Annotated in this window: 21 protein-coding genes and 1 pseudogene; 12 read left to right on the forward strand and 10 right to left on the reverse strand. The window is 67.9% G+C overall.

The annotated features are described in order from the left end of the window. Positions 1 to 72 precede the first annotated feature (72 nt). Together HIV01_RS10155 and xerD are read right to left on the reverse strand one after the other, a co-directional pair. A complete protein-coding gene (locus HIV01_RS10155) occupies positions 73 to 912 on the reverse strand; it encodes a DsbC family protein (RefSeq protein WP_200606842.1) in 840 nt (279 codons plus the stop codon). A 148-nt stretch (positions 913 to 1060) separates the two neighbouring features. Then, positions 1061 to 2014 carry a site-specific tyrosine recombinase XerD gene (xerD, locus tag HIV01_RS10160; RefSeq protein ID WP_200606843.1) on the reverse strand — a complete coding sequence of 318 codons (954 nt, stop codon included), beginning with the start codon at positions 2012 to 2014 and terminating at the stop codon, positions 1061 to 1063. 45 nt (positions 2015 to 2059) lie between these two features. Here xerD and HIV01_RS10165 point away from each other — a divergent pair, with 45 nt between their 5' ends. Then, positions 2060 to 2530 carry an RDD family protein gene (locus tag HIV01_RS10165; RefSeq protein ID WP_200606844.1) on the forward strand — a complete coding sequence of 157 codons (471 nt, stop codon included), beginning with the start codon at positions 2060 to 2062 and terminating at the stop codon, positions 2528 to 2530. A gap of 65 nt (positions 2531 to 2595) precedes the next feature. Here the strand turns inward: HIV01_RS10165 and lptG are convergent, their stop codons facing one another. Both lptG and lptF read right to left on the reverse strand, forming a co-directional pair. Further along, complete coding sequence (gene lptG / locus HIV01_RS10170; RefSeq protein ID WP_200606846.1) at positions 2596 to 3696, reverse strand: LPS export ABC transporter permease LptG; 1101 nt, start codon at positions 3694 to 3696, stop codon at positions 2596 to 2598. Then, positions 3693 to 4799 carry an LPS export ABC transporter permease LptF gene (gene lptF / locus HIV01_RS10175; protein WP_200606848.1) on the reverse strand — a complete coding sequence of 369 codons (1107 nt, stop codon included), beginning with the start codon at positions 4797 to 4799 and terminating at the stop codon, positions 3693 to 3695. Before lptF ends, lptG begins: the two co-directional genes overlap by 4 nt. Positions 4800 to 5014: 215 nt before the next feature. Here lptF and HIV01_RS10180 point away from each other — a divergent pair, with 215 nt between their 5' ends. From HIV01_RS10180 to HIV01_RS10190, 3 genes are all read left to right on the forward strand, one after another. Further along, complete coding sequence (locus tag HIV01_RS10180; RefSeq protein WP_207526918.1) at positions 5015 to 6493, forward strand: leucyl aminopeptidase; 1479 nt, start codon at positions 5015 to 5017, stop codon at positions 6491 to 6493. A 4-nt stretch (positions 6494 to 6497) separates the two neighbouring features. Continuing rightward, positions 6498 to 6920 carry a DNA polymerase III subunit chi gene (locus HIV01_RS10185; RefSeq protein ID WP_200606850.1) on the forward strand — a complete coding sequence of 141 codons (423 nt, stop codon included), beginning with the start codon at positions 6498 to 6500 and terminating at the stop codon, positions 6918 to 6920. A 146-nt stretch (positions 6921 to 7066) separates the two neighbouring features. Beyond that, positions 7067 to 9844, forward strand: coding sequence for a valine--tRNA ligase (locus HIV01_RS10190; RefSeq protein WP_200606853.1), 2778 nt, complete (start codon positions 7067 to 7069; stop codon positions 9842 to 9844). A gap of 52 nt (positions 9845 to 9896) precedes the next feature. Here the strand turns inward: HIV01_RS10190 and HIV01_RS10195 are convergent, their stop codons facing one another. The 4 genes from HIV01_RS10195 to pssA form a co-directional block, all read right to left on the reverse strand. Next, the gene (locus tag HIV01_RS10195; protein ID WP_200606855.1) at positions 9897 to 10424 is read right to left on the reverse strand and encodes a hypothetical protein; all 528 of its coding nucleotides are present in this window, start codon (positions 10422 to 10424) and stop codon (positions 9897 to 9899) included. Between the two features lie 108 nt (positions 10425 to 10532). Continuing rightward, entirely contained in the window at positions 10533 to 10970 is a 438-nt protein-coding gene (gene rimI, locus HIV01_RS10200; protein ID WP_200608459.1) for a ribosomal protein S18-alanine N-acetyltransferase, read from the reverse strand. Positions 10971 to 11023: 53 nt separating this feature from the next. Continuing rightward, a complete protein-coding gene (locus tag HIV01_RS10205; protein WP_200606856.1) occupies positions 11024 to 11419 on the reverse strand; it encodes an alanine acetyltransferase in 396 nt (131 codons plus the stop codon). Then, entirely contained in the window at positions 11416 to 12192 is a 777-nt protein-coding gene (gene pssA / locus HIV01_RS10210; RefSeq protein WP_207526919.1) for a CDP-diacylglycerol--serine O-phosphatidyltransferase, read from the reverse strand. The genes HIV01_RS10205 and pssA overlap by 4 nt, the downstream gene beginning before the upstream one ends. Positions 12193 to 12274: 82 nt before the next feature. On the opposite strand from pssA, the gene HIV01_RS10215 reads away from it, so the two are divergent. From HIV01_RS10215 to HIV01_RS10225, 3 genes and pseudogenes are all read left to right on the forward strand, one after another. Beyond that, complete coding sequence (locus tag HIV01_RS10215; protein WP_200606860.1) at positions 12275 to 12685, forward strand: DUF4124 domain-containing protein; 411 nt, start codon at positions 12275 to 12277, stop codon at positions 12683 to 12685. A gap of 82 nt (positions 12686 to 12767) precedes the next feature. Further along, positions 12768 to 14480 carry a proline--tRNA ligase gene (locus HIV01_RS10220; RefSeq protein ID WP_200606862.1) on the forward strand — a complete coding sequence of 571 codons (1713 nt, stop codon included), beginning with the start codon at positions 12768 to 12770 and terminating at the stop codon, positions 14478 to 14480. Positions 14481 to 14761: 281 nt separating this feature from the next. Continuing rightward, a pseudogene (locus tag HIV01_RS10225) lies at positions 14762 to 15124 on the forward strand (H-NS histone family protein); the annotation flags it as partial. Between the two features lie 94 nt (positions 15125 to 15218). Here the strand turns inward: HIV01_RS10225 and HIV01_RS10230 are convergent. Next, positions 15219 to 16469 (reverse strand): threonine/serine exporter family protein, encoded by a 1251-nt coding sequence (locus tag HIV01_RS10230; protein ID WP_200606866.1) that lies wholly within the window; start codon positions 16467 to 16469, stop codon positions 15219 to 15221. On the opposite strand from HIV01_RS10230, the gene HIV01_RS10235 reads away from it, so the two are divergent. From HIV01_RS10235 to HIV01_RS10250, 4 genes are read left to right on the forward strand one after another with little or no spacing between them, the layout of a single operon-like run. After that, complete coding sequence (locus HIV01_RS10235) at positions 16468 to 17706, forward strand: ABC transporter permease (protein ID WP_425600225.1); 1239 nt, start codon at positions 16468 to 16470, stop codon at positions 17704 to 17706. The two genes, HIV01_RS10230 and HIV01_RS10235, sit on opposite strands and share 2 nt — an antisense overlap. 2 nt (positions 17707 to 17708) lie before the next feature. Then, the gene (locus HIV01_RS10240; protein WP_200606868.1) at positions 17709 to 18533 is read left to right on the forward strand and encodes an ABC transporter ATP-binding protein; all 825 of its coding nucleotides are present in this window, start codon (positions 17709 to 17711) and stop codon (positions 18531 to 18533) included. 45 nt (positions 18534 to 18578) lie between these two features. Next, the gene (locus HIV01_RS10245; protein WP_200606870.1) at positions 18579 to 19505 is read left to right on the forward strand and encodes an MlaD family protein; all 927 of its coding nucleotides are present in this window, start codon (positions 18579 to 18581) and stop codon (positions 19503 to 19505) included. Next, on the forward strand, positions 19502 to 20158 hold the full coding sequence (locus tag HIV01_RS10250; RefSeq protein WP_200606872.1) for an ABC-type transport auxiliary lipoprotein family protein: 657 nt from the start codon (positions 19502 to 19504) through the stop codon (positions 20156 to 20158). The genes HIV01_RS10245 and HIV01_RS10250 overlap by 4 nt, the downstream gene beginning before the upstream one ends. A 15-nt stretch (positions 20159 to 20173) precedes the next feature. Here the strand turns inward: HIV01_RS10250 and HIV01_RS10255 are convergent, their stop codons facing one another. Then, complete coding sequence (locus tag HIV01_RS10255) at positions 20174 to 20764, reverse strand: alpha-ketoglutarate-dependent dioxygenase AlkB family protein (RefSeq protein WP_200606874.1); 591 nt, start codon at positions 20762 to 20764, stop codon at positions 20174 to 20176. A 114-nt stretch (positions 20765 to 20878) separates the two neighbouring features. On the opposite strand from HIV01_RS10255, the gene HIV01_RS10260 reads away from it, so the two are divergent. Continuing rightward, positions 20879 to 22507 (forward strand): electron transfer flavoprotein-ubiquinone oxidoreductase, encoded by a 1629-nt coding sequence (locus tag HIV01_RS10260; protein WP_200606876.1) that lies wholly within the window; start codon positions 20879 to 20881, stop codon positions 22505 to 22507. Positions 22508 to 22542: the final 35 nt, after the last annotated feature.

Genomic DNA, 22542 nt, shown 5'->3' on the forward strand with positions numbered 1-22542 from the left:
GGCCGGACATTGTAGCCGAGCCGCGCAACCCATGCCCGTACCCCTACTGTCCCGGAAGCAGCGAGGGCGCCATCAGGCGCCCGGCTTCACCGCGGCAGTCTGCGCATTCTCGGCCGCCAGCTTGTCCAGCGCGTCGCGCAGGGCTGCCGGCGGGACATAGCCACCGAGCTGGATGCCTTCGGCACTGAGGATCATCGGCGTACCGGTGAGGCCGACCCGCTGGCCGACGTCGTACTGCTGGTTCACCGAGGTCTTGCAGTTGGTGTACTTGGGCGTGCGGTCGTTCTTGGCGTCGGTCAGCGCCTTGCGGCGGTCCGGCGAGCACCACACCGCCACCATCTTCTTGTAGTCGTCGCTGCCCAGGCCCATGCGCGGGAAGGCCAGGTACTCGATCGCGATGCCCTGGCGGTTGTACTCGGCGATCTCGCTGTGCAGCTTGCGGCAGTAGCCACACTCCACGTCGGTAAAGACCGTGACCGTGTACTTGGGCTTGGCCGGGGCGAAGACGATGCGTTCGCTGACCGGGATGGTGTCGATCAGCTGCTTGCGCACCGCCGCCATCGCATCTTCGCTGAGGTTCTTCCTGGCGTTGACGTCGAACAGGGCGCCGCCGGAACCGGGCAGGAACAGGTATTTGCCGTCATCGCTGACATAGACCACCTGCCCGGCCACGATCGCCTCGCGGAAGCCCGGAAGCGGCGCCGCGCCGACCCGATCCACCTGGACCTGCGGATTGAGCAGGCGCACCGCCTCGATCGCGCGCGCATCGGCGGTGCCGGCCTTGGGCTTGGCGGCAGCCAGGGCGGCTACGGCCGGCTTGGCGCTGCCTTGCGCCTGCGCGGCGCCGTCGGGCGCTTGCGCACAGGCGGAAAGGCTGATGGCGCCGAGCGCGGCGAGGAGAATTCGCTTCATCTGTGATTCCTGACAGGGGCCACCGAGCGGCGGCCCATATTGGGGGGATGCCCGGATTGTGGCACGAGACCCGGTCGCGGCCAGTGCCCTTGGTCCCGAAAGGATTCACCTTGCGTTGCCTGCTGTTCCCGCCCCTGGCGGGTTTGCCCTACCCGCGCGGGTGGTGCCTTGAGTGGAGCTGCTTGAGCTGCTCGCGTGCCACCAGGGTGTAGATCTGCGTGGTCGAAAGTGAACTGTGGCCCAGCAGCATCTGCAGCGCGCGCAGGTCAGCACCGTGATTGAGCAGGTGGGTGGCGAAGCTGTGGCGCAGGCCATGCGGGCTGATCCGGGCCGGATCGATGCCTGCGAACCCCGCATAGCGCTTCACCAGCACCCAGAATTGCTGGCGCGTCGGCGCTTCGCCGGCAGAGGTGAGGAACAACGGCGCCAGCGCGCGCTTTCCCGCCAGCTGCGGGCGCGCCGTGGCGAGGTACCGCTCCAGCCAGTGCTGCGCTTCCTCGCCCAGCGGCACCAGCCGCTCCTTGCTGCCCTTGCCCATCACCCGCAGCACGCCCTGGCGGAGGTTGACCGCCGTCGCCGGCAGATTGACCAGTTCGCTCACGCGCAAGCCGGCCGCATACATCAGCTCGAGCATGGCGCGATCGCGCAGGCCGTTGGCATCGTCGATGTCCGGGGCCTTGAGCAGGGCTTCGATCTGGCTCTCGGCCAGCGCCTTGGGCAGGGAGCGTGGCAGCTTGGGCGGTTCCAGCAGCGCAGTCGGATCGTCACTGCGCTCGCCGCGGCGCACCTGCCAGGCATAGAACGCGCGCAACGCCGACAGTAACCGCGCATTGCTGCGCGGCGAGTAGCCGTGCTGCGAGCGCCAGGCCAGGTAGTCGAAAAGGACGGCGCGATCGGCGCCGGCCAGGCCGCCGCCACGGCCGTCGCGCCAGCGCGCGAGCAGTTCCAGGTCGCGGCGGTAGCTGTCGAGCGTCGGCTGGGCCAGGCCATTCTCGGCCCAGATCGCATCCAGGAAAGCGGCAATCGCGCCGCCATCGGCGTCGCGCAATTGCGGCAGGGCCATCGCCACGCCACGGCGATCAGCAGGCGTTCGAACACTCATGCACGCAGCTTAGCGGCCGTGCAGCGCAGCGGCTATCCTGATGCGATGGCATCGACCTCGCCCACACCCCGCCCCACCGCACTGATCGGCTGGCGCCTGCTCGCACTGCTCTACGACCTGTGGCCTGTGGTTGCACTGTGGATGCTGGCCTCGGCGGTCTTCACCTTCGCCTATACGTTCAGCGGCCATGACAGCCACGAGAACATCCCGCCTTTCAGCCTGCTGCAGTGGTTGCTGTGGCTGGTGTGCTGGCTGATCGGCGCCGTCTACGCGGTGCTGAGCTGGCGGCGCGGCGGACAGACGCTGGGCATGCGGCCGTGGCGACTGCAGGTGACCGGCGCCGATGGCAGTGCACCGTCATGGCGCGCATTGCTGATGCGTTACTCGGTAGGCACGCTGTCGCTGCTGCTGGCAGGCCTGGGGTTCTGGTGGGCCTGGTTCGACCGCGACCGGCTGACGTGGCACGACCGCGCCAGCGGGACGCGCATGGTGCGGCTGCCGAAGCGGCCGAAGTAAACGGCGAACGCAAAGTCGCCAAGGTCAGGCTGGATCCCGGCGTTCGCCGGGATGCCGGGGCCGCGCTAGCCGCTGCGCTTCTTGAACAGGAATGCCGACACGGCAAGCATGATCAACGTCGGCAGCAGGTAAGCGATGCGGTAGTCGAACTTGTACACCGTCGCCAGCTTCACGAACTGCGTCTGCAACAACCAGAAGCCCAGCGCGAACACGATGCCGATGAACAGACGCTTGCCCATGCCGCCACTGCGCAGCGTGCCGAAAGCGAATGGCACCGCCGCCAGGCACAACGCCAGCACGTTGATCGAATAGAACCACCGCCCCCAGTAGTGCTCCTCGAACTCCGAAGCATCCAGGCCATTGCGCTCGCGGTACTGGATCGCGGTGCGCAGGTCCATGGCCGACAGGTAGCGCGGCCGCTCGGTGCCTGCCGACAACGCCGCCGAATCAAGCTGCGAATTCCAGCGCTCCATCGGCACCTGCTCGCGACGCACCGAACGGTCATTGAAATACGTTCGCGTCACATCGCGCAGCAACCAGCCACCGGGGCGGTGCTCGGCCTTCTTGACGAAGGCGAGCGACTTCAAGCGGCCATCGTCGGCGAACTGGTACAGCGTGACGTCGCGCAGTTCGAGCCAGCGGTCGCCGTTGAGCTCGCGCTCCTGCCCGCCCTGGGCATTGAGGATGGTCTCGCCTTCGCGCGCCCATAGACCGCTGTACTGCGCGACCACCGCATTGCCGGACTTCGCCGAGGACTTGAGGGCATCGGCGCGCTGCTGTGTCCACGGCGACAGGCTCTCGCCGCTCAGCACCATCAGCGCGGTGAGGATCGCCAGCGCACCGGCGACGGCCAGGCCGAGACGGCGGCGCGACAGGCCCACGGCACGCAGCGCGGTCAGCTCGGAGGTCGCCGCCAGTTGCCCCAGCGCCATCAGCGAGCCGATCACGGCCGCGTACGGGAACAGGTAGTACATGCGCCGCGGCACACTCAGGCCGATGTACGCGAAGGCCTCGACCAGGCCGTACTTGCCCTTGCCGATGTCGCCGAACTCGCTCACCAGGGCCAGCATGACGTCCAGACCGCCCAGCACCGCCCAAGTCAGCAGCACCGTGGCGAGCACGGTCTTGCCTACATATATGTCGTGGATCTTGGGGATCAGTCTCATGACCTAAGCCTCGCCGTCGCGAACGCCTGCCGTGGTCGTCCCAGGCGGCCGTCGCTGAAGTACATCCAGCAGGCCACGGCCATCACCGGCAGCACCAGCCACCACAGGCCCAGCCATATGGCGATCTTGCCGCTCTCCAGCCAGCCCAGGCCGGCGGTCATCAGGTTCTGGCCAATCAGATAGGCCAGGAAGCCGACCAGGATCGGGCCATAGCGCGCCTGCCGCGGCATGCTGCGCGCGAGCGGCACCGCCATCAGGGCGAACGCCAGCGCCAGCAGCGGCGGCGCCAGGCGGTAGTGCAACTGGGCCCGGGCCTCGCGCCGGTCGTCGCCGAGCAGGGCCAGCGTGGTCTGCATTTCAGGCGCATCAGGGTCGAACTTGAGGTCATTGGCGGGCAGCAGGATCTCGTTGCGGGCATAGCGCAGCAGGCGGAAATCCTTGGCACCTGCGCGTTCGCCTTCGATCTGGAAGCCATCGGACAGGGTCAGGTAGCGGTCGCCACCCGGATCGACCATCAGTTCGCCACGACTGGACGTGGTGACGTCCATCCGCCCCTCGCCGGCGTCGCGGTAGACGAACACGCGCTGCAGCTGGCTGCCGTCCTTGGACATGTTGGCCACGTAGATCACGCCGCCGCCGTTGGGGATGCCGACGAAGGCACCCGGCTCCAGCCCGGCCATCAGCAGGTTGCGGTTGGCGTCGTTGATCATCTGCTTGGACAGGCGGTCCGCCCAGGGCCCCAGCCACAGCGAGCAGGCCGCCACGACCAGCACCAGCGGCCCGACCACCAGCATCAGCGGCTTGAGCATGCGCCTGGGTCCGACCCCGATGGAGGAGATGACGGGCATTTCCGAGTCCCGGTACAGGCGCCCGACGCCCATCATCAGGCCGAGCATCAGCGCCAGGGGCAGGATCAGCGGCAGCCACTTGATCAGCACCAGGCCCAGCTGGGCCAGCATCAGGCCGGCCGGAACCCGGCCCCGGGCGATGTCCTGGAGCACGTCGGTGAAGGCGCCACCGACCATGACGATCAGCAATACCACCAGGGTGGCGAAGATCGCCTGGGCGAATTCGCTCAGCAGGTAACGGTCAAGCTTGGGCATCGATTTAGGCTTCGGGGCGGCTTGATCTGGGAAGTTGATCTAAAATCGGGAAATTCGTCCGAGGGCGTGAGGTGGCTGCGCGATGCGCGGCCGGGGACATTGCATCCCCCCTCACAGCCTCTCGATTGTACGGAGTTTGGTTGGTCGTCTGCCCACTGTTTCCGGCAGACGCTCCTGACCGGCTCCTTTTTTGGACTGCTCTGGGAATCTGTTGGATGGCCCTCGAATTCGACCTGAACCGCGACGCGCCTGCCGCCGCCCTCACTGATTGCATTGTTGTCGGCGCCTTTGCCGACAACACTCTCACGCCCGCCGGCAAGGCCCTGGACGAAGCCAGCGGCGGTCGCCTGGCGGCGCTGCTCGAGCGCGGCGACGCCAGCGGCAAGACCGGCAAGACCGCCATCCTGCACGACGTTCCGGGCGTCACCGCACCGCGCGTGCTGATCATCGGCCTGGGCGATGCCGGCAAGTTCGGCGTGCCGCAGTACCTCAAGGCGGTCGGCGATGCCGCCCGCGCGCTGCGCAACGGCCCGGTTACCAACGCCTTGTTCACCCTGTCGGAAGTGCCGGTCGCCGGCCGCGACACCGCCTGGGCGATCCGCCAGGCCGCCATCGCCGCCGACCACGCCTGCTACCGCTACACCGCCACGCTCGGCACCAGCAAGAAGAAGGAAGAGCCGGGCCTGCGCAAGCTGGGCATCCACGGTGACGACACCGTCGCTTTGGCCCATGGCCAGCAGGCAATCGCCGCCGGCGTGCAGTTCTCGCGCGAGCTGGGCAACCTGCCGCCGAACGTCTGCAACCCGGCTTACCTCGCCCAACAGGCGCAGGAATTCGCCGGCCGCTTCGACACCACCTCGTGCGAAGTGCTCGACGTAGCGCAGATGACCGAACTGGGCATGGGCTCGCTGCTCGCGGTCGGCCGCGGCTCGGCCAATCCGCCCAAGCTCATCGTCCTGAAGTACAGCAACGGCGGCGACGCCAAGCCTTACGTGCTGGTCGGCAAGGGCATCACCTTCGACACCGGCGGCATCAACCTCAAGACCCAGGGCGGCATCGAGGAGATGAAGTACGACATGTGCGGTGGCGCCACCGTCATGGGTACGTTCGTCGCCGCCGTCGGCATGCAGTTGCCGATCAACCTCGTCGTGGTGGTGCCGGCCGTGGAGAACATGCCCGACGCTGACGCCTACCGCCCGTCCGACGTGCTGACCAGCATGTCCGGCAAGACCATCGAAGTAGGCAACACCGACGCCGAAGGCCGCCTGATCCTGTGCGACGCGCTGACCTACGCGCAGCGTTTCGAGCCGCAGGCACTGGTCGACGTCGCCACGCTTACCGGCGCCTGCATGGTCGCCCTGGGCAAGTTCGCCTCGGGCCTGATGAGCAAGCACGACGACCTCGCCGCCGAACTGATCGATGCCGGCGAGAACGTGTTCGACCGCGCCTGGCGCCTGCCGCTGTGGGACGAGTACCAGACCCTGCTGGAGTCGAGCTTCGCCGACGTCTACAACATCGGCGGCCGCTGGGCCGGCGCGATCACCGCTGGCTGCTTCCTCGGCCGCTTCGCCGAAGGCCAGCGCTGGGCGCACCTGGACATCGCCGGCAGCGCGTCGGACGAAGGTAAGCGCGGCATGGCCACCGGTCGCCCGGTCGGCCTGCTGAGCCAGTGGTTGCTGGACCGCGCGGCCTGATCGCGTGGCGCGCGCCGATTTCTACCTGATCCAGAAGGAGCGGTTCCGCGAGGAACCGCTGCTGCTGGTATGCGAGCTCGCGCGCAAGGCGCACGACGCCAACCTGTGGACGCTGGTGCTGGTGCGCGACGAGGAACAGGCGCAACGCCTGGACGAGTTGCTGTGGGAGTTCGACGAGAACGCCTACATCCCGCACCAGATCGCCGGCGACGACGAGGACGAACTGGCGCCGGTGCTGATCGCCACGCCCGATTCGGACACGCCCTTGCGTCCGGTGGTGATCAACCTGCGCGACGCGCCGGTGGCGGGCAGCTTCGAGCGCGTGCTCGAAGTGGTGCCGGCCGACGACTCGGCGCGCGGCCCGCTGCGCGAGCGCTGGAAGCAGTACCAGGCGCGCGGACTGGATCTGAAGAAGCACGATATGTAACTGCGCCCACCAGTGCGCGCCGTCATCCCGGCGAAAGCCGGGACCCATTTTGACGTTGACGTCCGCGTCGGCGTCACCGGCAACATCAAGGTGGATCCCGGCTTTCGCCGGGACGACGCCAAGACGCCAAATCGAAGACACGACCCATGACCGACACCCTCGCTTCCAGCTACGACCCCAAGCAGTTCGAAACCCGCCTGTACGAAGAGTGGGAGCGCAGCGGTGTATTCAAGCCCAGCGGCAAGGGCGAGCCCTATACCATCCTGCTGCCGCCGCCGAACGTCACCGGCACGCTGCACATGGGCCACGCGTTCCAGCACACGCTGCAGGACGCGCTGATCCGCTACCACCGCATGCGTGGCTACGACACGCTGTGGCAGATGGGCACCGACCACGCCGGCATCGCCACCGAGATGGTGGTTGCGCGCAACCTCGGTCGCGATGGCCTCACCCGCGACGATCTCGGTCGCGACGGCTTCATCGAGAAGGTGTGGGAGTGGAAGCAGCACTCCGGCGACACAATCGAGCGGCAGATGCGCCGCCTGGGCACGTCCGGCGACTGGTCGCGCAGCGTCTTCACGATGGACCCGATGGCCGCGCAGGCGGTGATCGAGGCGTTCGTGCGCCTGCACGAGGAAGGCCTGATCTACCGCGGCCAGCGCCTGGTCAACTGGGACCCGGTGCTGAAGACGGCGATCTCCGACCTGGAAGTGGTCAACGAAGAAGAAGACGGCTTCCTGTGGTCGATCAGCTACCCGCTGAGCGACGGTAGCGGTGAACTGACCGTGGCTACCACGCGTCCGGAAACCATGCTCGGCGACGTCGCGGTGATGGTGCATCCGCTCGACGAGCGCTACACCCACCTGATCGGCAAGACCGTCACGCTGCCGCTGAGCGAGCGCGAGATTCCGATCATCGCCGACGACTACGTCGACCGCGAGTTCGGCACCGGCGTGGTCAAGGTCACGCCCGCGCACGACTTCAACGACTACGCCGTCGGCCAGCGCCACGGCCTGCCGCTGATCAACATCTTCACCCACGTCGCGGCGGTCAACGGCAATGCGCCGGAGAAGTACCGCGGCCTGGACCGTTACGAGGCGCGCAAGGTCGTGCTCGCCGACCTGGAAGCCGCCGGCCGCCTGGTCGAGACCAAGCCGCACAAGCTGCAGGTGCCGCGCGGCGATCGCACCGGCCAGGTGATCGAGCCGTACCTGACCGACCAGTGGTTCGTGAAGATGGACACGCTGGCCGCGCGCGGCCTGGAGCTGGTCGAGCAAGGCGACGTCAAGCTCGTCCCCTCCAACTGGATCAGCACCTACCGCCACTGGATGGAGAACATCCAGGACTGGTGCATCAGCCGCCAGCTGTGGTGGGGCCATCGCATCCCGGCGTGGTACGACGACGACGGCAACATCTTCGTCGGCCGCAACGAGGACGAAGTGCGCGCGCGCCATTCGCTCGACCACACCGTCAAGCTGTCGCAGGACAGCGACGTCCTCGAGACCTGGTTCTCCTCGCAGCTTTGGCCGTTCAGCACCATGGGCTGGCCGAACGAGGAGGCCATGGCCGAGCGCGGGTTCGACCGCTACGTGCCGTCGAGCGTGCTGGTCACCGGCTTCGACATCATCTTCTTCTGGGTGGCGCGCATGATCATGGCGACCGACCACTTCACCGGTCGCGTCCCGTTCAAGGACGTCTACATCACCGGCCTGGTCCGCGACAAGGACGGCCAGAAGATGTCGAAGTCGAAGGGCAACATCCTCGATCCGCTCGACCTGATCGACGGCATCTCGCTCGACGACCTGCTGGCAAAGCGCACCGCCGGCCTGATGCAGCCGAAGATGGCCGAGAAGATCGGGAAGGCCACGCGCAAGGAATTCCCCGACGGCATCCCGGCGTTCGGCGCCGACGCGCTGCGTTTCACCATCGCCGCACTCGCCACCCACGGCCGCGACATCCGCTTCGACCTCGGCCGCGCCGAGGGCTACAAGAACTTCTGCAACAAGCTGTGGAACGCCACGCGCTTCGTGCTGATGAACACCGAGGGCGCCAGCTTCAGCGGCGCGCCGCAGCCGAAGACGGACCCCGAGCGCTGGATCCTCTCGCGCCTGGCCAAGGTCGCCGCCGAGGCCGAGACGCACTTCGCCAGCTACCGCTTCGACCTGCTCGCGCAGGCGCTGTACGAGTTCGCCTGGAACGAGTTCTGCGACTGGTTCGTCGAGCTGGCCAAGCCGGCGCTGCAGGGTGACGACGCGGCCGCGGCGGAAAGCACGCGCCACACCCTGCTGTTCGTGCTCGAACGGCTGCTGTCGCTGCTGCACCCGCTGGTGCCGTTCGTCAGCGAGGAGCTGTGGCAGCAGGTCGCTCCGAAGCTCGGTCTCGCCGACACCACCATCATGCTGCGCCCGTACCCGCAGGCATCGGACTTCGCCGCGCAGGATTACACCGCCGCCGAGGCCGACGTCGAATGGCTCAAGTCGATGGTCAGCGCGCTGCGCAGGATCCGCAGCGAACTCAACGTCGCGCCGTCGAAGACTATCCCGTTGCTGCTGGCCGGCTGCACCGCGGCCGATCGCGACCGTGCCACCCGCTTCGACTCGCAGCTGCGCTTCCTGACCCGCCTGGAATCCATCGCCATCCTCGACGACGCTGCCGCCGCGCCCGCCGCGGCGACCGCGCTGGTCGGCGAACTCAAGCTGCTGGTGCCGCTGGAAGGCCTGGTCGACCTGGGTGCCGAGCGCACGCGCCTGGACAAGGAGATCAAGCGCGTCGAAGGCGAGATCGGCAAGTGCCACAACAAGCTGGCCAGCGAGACCTTCGTCGCCAATGCACCGCCGGCCGTGGTCGAGCAGGAGCGCAAGCGCCTGGCCGACTGGAACCTGCAGCGCGAGGCACTGGCTTCGCAGCGGGCCAAGCTGGGCTGATCGGCCGGCAGACAGCGTTCAATCCCGGCGGCGCACGCCGCCGGGACGACTTTCAATCCTTGGCGAACACGTCGCGCGCATAAGCGTTGACCGGCTTTCCGTTGCGCGAGCGGTCTTCCAGATCGGCCACCGAGACCGGTTCGAGCGGGCACTGCGCCAGCGCCTCCGGCGACAAATGGATCGCGGCACCGCGCAACTTCACGAACACCGGCTTGCGGCTCTTCCTGCCGTTGTGGGTGAAGTACACGCCCTGGTGCCAGCGCAACACGACCGCATTGGCGCCCTTCTCGCGGGCGGCCTTGGCGAGCCTGGCCATGGCGAGGCCGTATTCGACGGTGGGCACGTTCGGATCCTGGGTGATCTCGCTGACACGCTCGCCAGCGGTGACCTCCACCGAGCCGAGCTTGTCGTGCTCGCATCCCGGCGATTCCAGGACCACCGGCACGTACCGCTCAGCCGGATCGGTAGTGACGGGCACGCCGTCCAGCGTGGTTATCTCGCCGGCCTGCAGCTCACCGGAATGAAGTGGCGCGACCAGCGCCAGAGCAAACAACAACGACCCGTACGACAGCACGCGCATGACCCGCTCCTTGTGGTGTGTTGCCGTGTCCCCGGGCGACCCCCAAACTCTGCGACCGCCCCCCCTGTCGCGAGCATGCCAGTCCTCGCCATGCGCGCATAGCCAAGGTCACTGCTCCGGCGGGAGAAGCTCGATCGCCATCACCAGCGCATCCTCGCGGCCATCGCGCGCCGGGTAGTAGCGCGGGCGGCGACCGATCTCGTTGAAGCCTTCGGAATGGTAGAGCGCGATCGCCCCGGCATTGGAGGGCCGTACTTCCAGGAACACGCGCTCGGCGCCGCGACCGCGTGCGACATGCATCATCGCCCGCAGCAGGTGGCGGCCGTGACCTCGCCCCTGGCGCGCCGGGTCGATGCAGATATTGAGCACGTGCGCCTCGCCGGCGGCGATGCTCATCAGGAAGTAGCCGACGATCTCGCCGCCCTGCTGCAGCAGCCAGGCCGGGTAGTCGGCGCGCAGGCAGTCGCGGAAGATGCCGACTGTCCATGGAAATTCGTAGGCGCGGATCTCGACCGCGTGCACCGCGTCGAGGTCGTCCTCGCGCATGGGCCGCAGCGTGCCGGCGGGCGACGCCTGGCCGGTATCGACGGCCAGCGCGCTCACGCCGAGCCACTCCGTCGGCGCAACGCCCGCAGGTGGGGCCACAGCGCGCGCTTGGCCGCGGCATTGCCGCGCAGCGAAGCGAGGTCGGTAACCAGTACAGCCACATCGGCATCGCCACTGTCGCGTCCGGCCGCACGCAGCACCGCCAGCATCAGGCGATCAGCCCGGGCCGGTTCGCGCGGCGCCGGGGCCGGTGCCGCCGGTCGCGCCCGCACAGCACCCTCGCCCTTCAACAGTGCTGCGGCTTCACGGCGGGCATCGGCCGGAGCGTCCTGCGCGTTGGAAACGGCCTGCGAACCGGACTCGACCGACTGCGCGCCGCCCAGGGCCCACACCTGGTGGCCCATGGCCTGCAGCCATTCGTGCTGCTGCGGGCTCCACAGCGCGCTCATGTGCCCGCCTCGGCCGCTGCCGGCCGCCGCAGCTTGCGCCAGGCCGCATAGCCCGGGCCCGACAGTGCGTACAGGCCACCGATCACCAGCAACACCCGCGGCGGATCGATGGCAATGGCCACCAGCACCGCCAGCACCACCACGATCGCCAGGAACGGCACACGGTCGTGGCGCGGACCGCCGCCCTTGAAGCTGAAATAGCGTAGGCGGCTGACCATGAGGAGGCCGGCGACCACGGTCACCGCCAGCGCGGCGTACCTCAATTGCTCGCCGCTGTAGCCCATGTCGTCACAGGTCCAGACGAAGCTGGCAACCAGCCCGGCCGCCGCCGGACTGGCCAGGCCGATGAACCAGCGCTTGTCGACCTCGCCCACCTGGGAATTGAAGCGCGCCAGCCGCAGTGCCGCGCAGGCGGCATAGAGGAAGGCCGCGACCCAGCCGATCTTGCCGGGAATCGGCCCGTCGAGCCGGGTCGCCGAGAGCGCCCAGTGGTACATCACCAGCGCCGGAGCCAGGCCGAAGCTGACCAGATCGGCCAGCGAGTCGTACTGCACCCCGAACTCGCTCTGGGTGTTGGTCAGGCGCGCCACCCGGCCGTCCAGGCCGTCGAGGATGCCGGCCACGAATACGGCGATGCAGGCGTCGTCGAACCGGCCCTCGGTGGCGGCGATGATCGCGTAGAAGCCGGCAAACAGGCCGCCGGTGGTGAAAAGGTTCGGCAGCAGGTAGATGCCGCGACCGCGCGGCCGCGGGGTTTGTTGCAATTCGTCCATGTTTGGAAGTGTAGCGCTTGCCTGCGCCCCGGCGCGGTGATGCAATCGGACCTTCTTCCGCTCCCAACCGCCTGGAGCCACCATGCCCCGCCAGTCCGTCCGTCTGCTGCCCGGCCTCGTCGCCGGCCTGTGCCTGGTCGTCGCACTGCCCGTCAGTGCGGCCAAGGTCTACCAGTGGAAAGACGCCCAGGGCGTCACCCACTACTCCGATGCGCCTCCGGCGGGCCAGGAGTACAAGAACCGCGGCCAACACGAGGACACCGGCAAGCCGGCACCCACTGCCGCCGCCAAACCGGTGGTCAATTCCAACTGCAGCAACGCGCGCAGCAACCTGACCATTCTCCAGGGCAACCAGCCGGTCGCCGTCGACGAGGACAAGGACGGCAAGCCCGACCGCAGCCTCAACGACAGCGAGCGCGCAAACCGCACCCAGCTGGCCGAAGCGCAGATCAAGACCTATTGCGAGGGCGGTGCCGTCACCAGCGGCGGCTGACCGGGCCCCTCTGTGCTGCCATGCCCGGCACTGGTCCGGCGCATGGCAAAATGGCCGCTTCCCTACGTCCGAAGCCGAGCCGATGCGCCTGTCGCAGTTCCACCTCCACACCAGCAAGGAAACGCCCGCCGAGGCCGAGATCGTCAGTCACAAGCTGATGCTCAAGGCCGGCATGATCCGCAAGCTTGCCGCTGGCCTGTACACGTGGTCGCCGCTGGGCCTGCGCGTGCTGCGCAAGGTGGAGCGCGCCGTGCGCGAGGAAATGAACGCAAGCGGTGCGATCGAAGTGCTGATGCCTTCGGTGCAGCCCAGGGAGCTGTGGGAGGAAACCGGGCGCTGGGAGAAGTTCGGCGGCCAGCTGCTGAAGATCCAGGACCGCAAGGAAGCCTGGTACTGCTACGGCCCCACGCACGAGGAGGTCATCACCGACTTCGCGCGCCAGGAGCTGTCGAGCTACAAGCAGCTGCCGGTCAACTTCTACCAGATCCAGACCAAGTTCCGCGACGAGATCCGCCCGCGCTTCGGCGTGATGCGCGCGCGCGAGTTCCTGATGAAGGACGCCTACTCCTTCCACCTCAGCGACGAGGACCTGGGCGTCGAGTACAAGAACATGTACGACACCTACGGCCGCATCTTCACGCGCCTGGGCCTTAAGTTCCGCGCCGTCTCGGCCGACTCCGGCGCCATCGGCGGCGCGGTGTCGCACGAGTTCCACGTGCTGGCCGAGTCGGGCGAGGATGCGCTCGCGTTCCACAGCGGCTCGGACTATGCCGCCAACGTCGAACTCGCGCAGGCCGCCGAACCCGCTCCGCGCGCGGCCGCAAGCGAAGCGATGCGCAAGGTCGACACGCCGACGCAGAAGACCTGCGAGGACGTCGCCGCGCTGATGGGCATCGCGCTGCAGCGCACGGTGAAGTCGGTGGCGATCATCGGCGCCGACGCCGACGGCAACGCCCAGTTCGTGCTCGCGCTGGTGCGCGGCGACCACGTGGTCAACGAAATCAAGCTGTCGAAGCTGGCCGGCCTGGGCGAGTACCGCCTGGCCACGGAGGCCGAGATCGTGGCCCACCTGGGCAGCGAACCCGGTTTCCTCGGCCCGGTTGCGCCGCGCAAGGCCATCCGCGTGATCGCCGATCGCAGCGTCGCCGCCATGGCTGACTTCGTCGTCGGCGCCAACGAGGCTGGCTATCACCTGGCCGGCATCAACTGGGGCCGCGACCTTGCCGAGCCGGACGTCGTCGCCGACATCCGTAACGTGGTCGAGGGTGACATCGCGCCGGATGGCGAGGGCACGATCGGCCTGGCCCGCGGCATCGAGGTCGGCCATGTATTCCAGCTCGGCCGCAAGTACGCCGAAGCAATGAAGCTGACCGTGCTCGACGCCAACGGCAAGGCGGCAACGCCGGCGATGGGCTGCTACGGCATCGGCGTGTCGCGGATCGTGGCGGCCGCCATCGAGCAGAACAACGACGACAACGGCATCATCTGGCCCGAGGCGATGGCGCCGTGGCAGGCAGTGGTGTGCGTGATCAACCCCAAGGGCGACGCAACCGTCGCGCAGGCCGCCCAGGACCTCTACGCCGAGCTCAACGCCGCCGGCATCGAGACCGCGCTCGACGACCGTGGCCTGCGCCCGGGCGCGATGTTCGCCGACATGGAACTGATCGGCATCCCGCACCGGATCGTCGTGTCCGAACGCGGCCTTGCCTCGGGCACGTTCGAGTACCGCCACCGTCGCGCCAGCGAGGCGGAGAATCTCGACCGCGCCGCACTCCTGGCCAGACTCGGCAAGTAAATCGCCATATCCGGCGCGGTCGCGATGACCGCGCCGGATAATCGGTGATATTCACCTGATTTACTTGGCGGGCGCCGCGGGATTATCATCCTGCGCTGCCTGAACGGTTTCGGCTGCCTCGTTTTTACCGGCGCCGCGCCGTTTCCACCGCTACATCCCCCGCGGCCCCTGCCGCTGCCGGCCCCTGCTCCCGGTCACTGCTCCCGGTATCGGCCCGGCATACCAACGGATCCATCCAAGCCTGACATTCCGCCCGTAATTCCACCCTTACCGGAGGTTTCATGTCGATCGATATCACCTCGCTGTCGGCGAAAGAGCTCGACGCGCTGATCAACCAGGCCAGAAAGCGCAAGACCACGCTGAACAAGCGCAAGCCGATTGCCACGGTCCGCAACAAACTCACCCAGCTGGCGAAGGCCGAGGGTTACAGCATCGCCGAGCTGTTCGGCGGCGGCGCCCCGGCCCGCACCGCCAAACCGGCAAGCAAGGCCGCCCCGAAGAAGGCGCGCAAGGCGATGGGGAAGGTCGCGCCCAAATACCGCAACCCGGCCGACCCCGGTGAAACCTGGACCGGCCGTGGCAAGCAGCCGCGCTGGCTGGCCGCGCATACCGCGGCCGGGCGCAGGCTCGAAGAGTTTCTGATCAAGTAAACCGCCGGATTACCCGGGCACGATTACCCGGGCACGCATCCGGCAGTTTTCAATCCCGATGGCGGGAGCGGGTCCGCTCGCCCTGCCCTTACAGATTGCGTCGCGCCGGCAGCAGCAGGTTGCCGAACAGCAGGCCGGCGACCAGGGCCAGCAGGATATTCAGCACGGCCAGCAGCGCGGCCTGGCCGGCATCGACGTCCTGCTGCTGGATCAGCGTGAGGAAGCCGCGCAGGCTGGCGCTGCCCGGAACCAGCATGATGATGCCGGGCACGCGCAGGATGGCGCCGGGCCGGTTCCACCAGCGCGCATAGGCATTGCCGGCGGCGGTCAGCACGAGCGCGGCCAGGAAGATGCCGGCCGGGCTGCCGAAGGCCTGTCCGCCGAATCTGGAAATCAGGTAGCCGCTGGCCGCTGCCGCCATCACCTTCGGGTAATCGCGACGGTTGGCCCGGAACAGCACCGCGAAGGCGAAGGACGCCAGCGCCAGCGCCGCCCACTCCACCCATTCCGGCTGCGGCCGCGACGCCCGTACCTGCGCATCGAGTCCGATCATCTCGGCCAGGTACAGCGCGATCACGGTGCCGATGGCGAGCTTGAGCACCGTCGTCAACGCACCGGCGAAGCGGGCCGTGCCCGACACCAGGTGCTGGCTGGTGAGCTCGTTGACGGCGTTGGTCAGCGCCATGCCGGGCAGCAGCACGATCAGCGACGCGATGATGACCGTGTTCTGGTTCAACGGCGCCACGTACGCGGCGACCAGCAGGGTCACGCTCGCGGCGAACATCGCGGCGACCGCTTCGAGCGGTTCCTTGAAACGCGGTTGCGCTTCCGACACCTGCACGAACAGACCAATCAGCAGGCCGTTGGCACCCGCTACGCAGATGTCCAGCCACGGCAGGCGCAGCACGCCGGCGATCGCCGTCGCCGCCAGGCAGTAGCCAAGCACCTGCATCGCGCGCGAGCGCCACGTCGGCGGGCGGTCGAGCGCGCTCATCTGCGCGTGCGCCTCGGCCAGGCCGAGGCGACCGGCGACGACGTCTTCGGCGATGCGGTCGGTTTCGGCCAGGCGGTACAGATCGTTCTCACCCGGCGGCAGGCGGATCACGCGCGTGGTGTCGCTGTCGCCCGGCGGACGCTGCGGGTCGCTGAAGGTCAGGATCATGCCGGTCGGATTCGACCAGGGTTCGCACTCCAGCCGAAGCTGCTGCGCGACCGCGCTGATCGCCCCCTCGAGCCTTTGCGCGGTGGTGCCGTAGGCATGCAGTCGCTCGGCCAGCTCGATCACGAAATTGATGCGGGCGGCGTAGCTGGCGGCGCTCAGGGGAGACGGATTCGACATGGCGCGAAGGATGGCATGCGAGGGCCGGATGCGGGAGCACCCACGTGCGGGCATGACGGCCCGGCCGCGCCTTCGCCAACCGCCGGCTCCGACTCAGGTATCCTCGCGCCGAGGCTCCATGACCGATACGTCCGCGCACCCGCCGCTGATCGCCGCCGATGGCCACACGCCGTCGCGTCTTCGCCTGAGCGGCAGCTGGACCCTCGACTACGCGACCCAGATCGGCGAGGCACTGTTGGATGCGCCCGACGCCATCGACGCCGTCGATGCCACCGGCGTCGACCGCATGGACTCGGTGGGCGTGCTGCAGCTGCTGCGCTTCGCCCGCCGCCACGGCATCGAGTTCGATGCCTTCACTTTCCACGACGACCATCGCGCGCTGGTAACGGCGATCGAGGACGTCGCCGACGATCGCCCGCGCCGCAAGCGCGAGTACGGTGTCAGCGCGGCACTGGCGCGCCTTGGCTTCGCGGTGAGCGACAACTACCGCGAGGCGCGCGCGCTGATCGGCTTCTTTGGCGAGACCCAGCTGAAGCTGCTGCGCATGTTCAAGGAGCCTTCGCGCTTCCGCCCCACCGCGACCGTGCACCACATGGAGCAGGTCGGCCTCGACGCGGTGCCGCTGATCGCCCTGCTGTGCTTCCTGGTCGGCGCGGTGGTCGCCTTCCTCGGCGCCAACATCCTCGCCGACTTCGGTGCGCAGATCTATGTGGTCGAACTGGTCAGCATTGCGTTCCTGCGCGAGTTCGGCGTTTTGCTGACCGCGATCGTGCTGGCCGGCCGCACCGCCAGCGCCTTCACCGCGCAGATCGGCGCGATGGTCAGTCGCGAGGAGGTCGATGCGATCCGCACGCTCGGCATGGACCCGGTCGACCTGCTGGTGATCCCGCGCATGCTGGCGCTGCTGGTGATGCTGCCGCTGCTGACCTTCATCGCGATGGTCTTCGGCCTCATCGGCGGCCTGACCGTCGGCGCCTACAACCTCGACATCCCGCCGCAGCAATACCTGGCCCGCATGCACGAGACGATGGAGCTGCGGCATTTCCTGGTCGGCCTGTCGAAGGCGCCGGTGTTCGCGCTGCTGATCAGCCTGATCGGTTGCCTGGAAGGGCTGCAGGTCGAAGGCACGGCGCAGTCGGTCGGTGAACGCACCACCTCCAGCGTCGTTCAGTCGATCTCGATGGTGATCGTGCTCGATGCGTTCTTCGCCATCTGGTTCATGGAAATGGGCATCTGACCATGGCGCAGACCATCCACTGCCTGCCTGACCACGAAGAGCCGATCGTGCGCGTGCGCGGCCTGACCAACCGCTTCGGCGAGCAGGTCGTGCACGAGGGCCTGGACCTGGACGTGCTCCCCGGCGAGATCCTCGGCGTGGTCGGCGGCTCCGGCGCCGGCAAGTCGGTACTGATGCGATCGATCCTTGGCCTGCGCCGGCCCGATGCCGGCGAGATCGAAGTGCTCGGCCTCGACGCGCGCAGCGAAGACCCGGACCTGCGCCGCGCGATCGAGCGCAACACCGGCGTGCTGTTCCAGGACGGTGCGCTGTTCTCGTCGCTGACCGTGGGCGAGAACGTGCAGGTGCCGCTGAAGGAGTACCACAGCGACCTGCCCGACTCGCTGCGCTACGAACTGGCGCTGCTCAAGGTCAAGCTCGCCGGCCTGCCTGCCGATGCGCTCAACAAGCTGCCGTCGCAGCTGTCAGGCGGCATGCGCAAGCGCGCCGGCCTGGCGCGTGCACTGGCGCTGGATCCGCCGCTGCTGTTCCTCGACGAACCCACTGCCGGCCTCGACCCGATCGGCGCGGCCGCGTTCGACCGCCTGATCCGCACGCTGCAGCAGGCACTGGGCCTGACCGTATTCCTGATCACACACGACCTCGACACCCTTTACGCTATCTGTGACCGCATCGCGGTGATCGCTGATCGCAAGGTGATCGCCTGCGCGCCGCTGGCCGAGGTCGAACAGTTGGATCATCCGTGGGTGAGGGAGTACTTCCATGGTCCGCGCGCGCGTGCCGCGCAGCAGACCCGGCAACGCGACCTGGAGGTCGGCGCAAGATGACGCACCTGAAGCACTCCATCACGAATACAGCCCTGCGGTCCTGACATGGAAACCAAGGCCAATTACGTCCTCATCGGCGCGTTCACCATCGTGGTGACGTTGCTGTTGCTGCTGTTCGCCTTGTGGGCGGCCAAGTACACCTCGGAGAAGGACTGGCGCAACTACGCCGTGCTCTTTACCGAACCGGTAACCGGCCTGACCGAAGGCAGTTCGGTGCAGTACAACGGCATTTCGGTCGGCACCGTCGAGACACTCCGGCTTGCACCCGACGACCCGCGCCGCGTGATCGCGCTGCTGCGCCTGCAGGCCAGTGCGCCGATCAAGACCGACACGCGCGCCAAGCTGTCTATCCAGGGCATCACCGGCAGTCCCTTCATCCAGCTCACCGGCGGCAACCCGGGCAGCCCGGCGCTGGCCGACGTCGACCGGCGCGAAACGCCGGTGATCCAGACCGAGGCATCGGCGCTGCAGAACATCGCCGACACCGCCAACCGCCTGGTCGCGCGCATGGACCAGGTGCTCAGCGACGAGAACGTCAAGCGCGTCTCCAACACGCTGGCCAACATCGAGTCGGCGACCAGTGCCATCGCCGACCAGCGCGAGGACCTGCGCACGCTGATCACCAGCGCGCGCAAGTCCAGCGAACAGTTGTCGGTGACCCTGACGACCACCAACCGCGCCGTCGAGAGCGTCGACCGCGAACTCGTTGCCAAGCTGCCCGGCCTGATCGCCAAGCTCGACAGCACGCTCACGCGCCTGGATTCGGCCGCCAACAACGCCAACGGCGTGCTCGCCGACAACCGCACCGCGATCAACAGCTTTGCCAACGACGGCCTGGCCCAGCTCGGTCCGACGCTGGGCGAGCTGCGGCTGCTGGTGCGCGACCTGCGCCGCATCTCCGACCGTCTCGACAGCAACCCGACCCGCTACCTGCTTGGCCGCGACGCGCCCAAGGAGTTCGAACCCAAATGACGACGCGAGCGAACCTGGCGCCTGCCCTGGTGCGAACCCTTTCACTGGGCCTTGTCCTCGCCCTGCTTTCCGGCTGCTCGATCCTGAGCGAAAAGCCAAAGGGCTCCTCGACCATCTACGCTCCCGAGCCGCATGTGCAGCCCGACCCGAGCTGGCCAACGGTGACCTGGCAGCTGGCGCTGTCGCCACCGGTGGGCGCGCGCGTGATCGAAAGCCTGCGTATCGCGGTGCGGCCGACACCCGGCGAGATCCAGATCTACAGCGGCGCGCAATGGGCACGACCCCCCTCGGAGATGCTGTCTGACACCCTGCTGCGGACCTTCGAGGACTCCGGGCGCATCGCCGCGGTCGCGCGCCAGGGCAGCGGCATAGCGGCGGACTTCAGGCTGATACTGGAGATTCGACGCTTCGAATCGGACTACGCCGGGCAGGCCGTGCCGTCTGCAACCATCGAGGTTGCCGCCAAGCTGCTGCACACGCATGACCAGAAGATCGTCGCCGCGCGCACCTTCCTGCAGGCGCAACCGGCGACGAGCACCGCCGTCGCCGACGTCGCCCGCGCGTTCGAGCAGTCGCTGGTCGTCGTCGGCCACGACATCGCCGGCTGGACGCTGGTCAGCGGCCAGAACTACAAGCCGGCGAATCGCTCCTGAGGTTGCGGGAGGGGTTCAGGCTCCGAGGATCTGGCGGAACGTCAGGTTGATGCGAGCGCCGATTGGCCGCGCCGTGCGCGGCAGCGCGTGCCGGTAGTTGCGCTGGGTCGGGCCGGACATCACCAGCAGGCTGCCGTGGGGCAGTTCCAGCGTCAGCCGCTGCTGCGGCTGCGCGCGTGACTTGAGGGCAAAACGCCGCGCCGCCCCCAGGCTGACCGAGGCGATGACCGGGGCGGCCCCCAGTTCGGGTTCGGCATCGCTGTGCCAGCCCATGGCGTCGTGGCCATCGCGGTAGAGATTGGCCAGCACGCTGTTGAAGTCCAGGCCCAGCTCCTTGCACAGCCGCTCGCGCACCGGCAACAGCGCCGCAGGCCATGGCCGGGGTTCGAAACGGACGCCGGAGTAGCGGTAGCCGGTGCCGGCATCGCCGATCCAGCAGCTCAGCCGCGGCGAATCGACCTCGCGGCCGAACAGCCGGATCCGGTGCACTTCCCAGGCCACGTGCTCGCGCAGTGCCGCGAACAGCGCATCGGCCTGGCCGGGGTCCAGCCAGTGCCGGTCCAGGCGAACTTCGGCATCGGCCAGGGGTAAAGGGGACAGGGGCATGCGCCAACGCTATCACCCCCACCTTGGCCTCCCCTTCGGCGTCGATTTGCCCGCCCCTGCGCAAAACCGCGACAATCCACGGTTGTAAAGCCAGCCGCACGCGGAGCCGCCAGCATGAGCCAACACGACACCACAGCCGACACGGTCGAGCGCGACGTCATGGAGTACGACGTCGTCACCGTCGGCGCCGGTCCGTCCGGCCTGGCGTTCGCGATCCGCCTGAAGCAGCTCAATCCCGAGATCTCGGTGTGCGTGATCGAGAAGGCTTCGACGATTGGCGCCCAGATCATCTCCGGCGCGGTGATCGAGCCCGGTCCGCTCGACGCGTTGCTGCCGGGCTGGCGCGACAACCCGCCGCCGATCTGCGTGCCGGCGGTCAAGGACGAGTTCTGGCTGCTCAGCAAGACCGGCCACACCCCGCTGCCGATCCCGCCGGGCATGCACAACCGCGGCAATTTCATCGTCAGCCTCGGCGCGATGTGCGCCTGGCTGGCGCCGCAGGCAGAAGCCCTGGGCGTCGAGATCTACCCCGGCTTCGCCGCCTCCGAGACCCTGCATGACGCCGACGGCACCGTCGTCGGCGTGCGCATCGGCGACATGGGCGTGGCCAAGGACGGTTCGCACAAGCCCGGCTACACCGCCGGCATCGACATCCGCGCCAAGGTCACGGTGCTCGCCGAGGGCGCGCGCGGGCATCTCACCAAGCGTCTGGTCAAGCAGTTCAAGCTCGACGCCGACAGCGACCCGCAGTGTTATTCGATTGGCCTGAAGGAGCTGTGGCAGGTACCGGAAGACCGCGTCGAGCCGGGCAAGATCGTGCACAGCTTCGGCTGGCCGGCCGACAACCAGACCTACGGTGGCAGCTTCCTCTACCACCTGGACAAGGGCCGCATCGCCCTGGGCTACGTCAGCGGCCTCGACTACCCGGATCCGGAGTACAAGCCGTGGGAAGCCTTCCAGCAATGGAAGAACCACCCCTCGGTCAAGCCGCTGCTGGAAGGCGGCAGCATCCTCTCGGCCGGCGCGCGCGCGATCGCCTGCGGTGGCTGGCAGTCGCTGCCGAAGGTCGAGATGCCGGGCGCGCTGCTGATCGGCGACACCGCCGGCCTGCTCAACGTTCCCAAGATCAAGGGCACGCACCAGGCAATCCGCTCGGGCATGCTCGCCGCCGAGCACCTGGCCGCCTCGCAGCTGGCGCCGCAGGGCTTCGACGCGAAGCTTCGCGCTTCCGAAGCGATGGCCGAGCTGAAGAAGGTCCGCAACATCAAGCCCGGCTTCAAGCGCGGCCTGTGGTTCGGCATCCTCAACTCCGCGTGGGAGACGATCACGGCCGGCCTGTCGCCGTGGACCTTGAAGGTCAAGCCCGACTGGTCGTCGCTGGACAAGGTCGGCGAACACGAATCGCCCAGGCGTGATTACGTCAACCGCGACCTCGCCCCGCGTGACCGCCTGCAGTCGGTGTATTACGCCGCGACCGAACACGACGAAGACCAGCCGGTGCACCTGAAGGTGCGCGACACCTCGATCTGCGTCACCCGCTGCGTCGAGGAGTACGACAACCCTTGCACGCGATTCTGCCCGGCCAATGTCTACGAGATCGTCAGCGACGAGGCTGGAAAGCGACTGCAGATCAACGCCGCCAACTGCGTGCACTGCAAGACCTGCGACATCAAGGACCCGTACGAGATCATCGACTGGGTAACGCCGGAAGGCGGCTCGGGTCCGAACTACCAGAATCTGTAAGGGTCTGTAACCGGGACAAAAAAAGGCCGCCTCGA

Source organism: Lysobacter arenosi (assembly GCF_016613475.2).
Lineage (GTDB): Bacteria > Pseudomonadota > Gammaproteobacteria > Xanthomonadales > Xanthomonadaceae > Lysobacter_J > Lysobacter_J arenosi.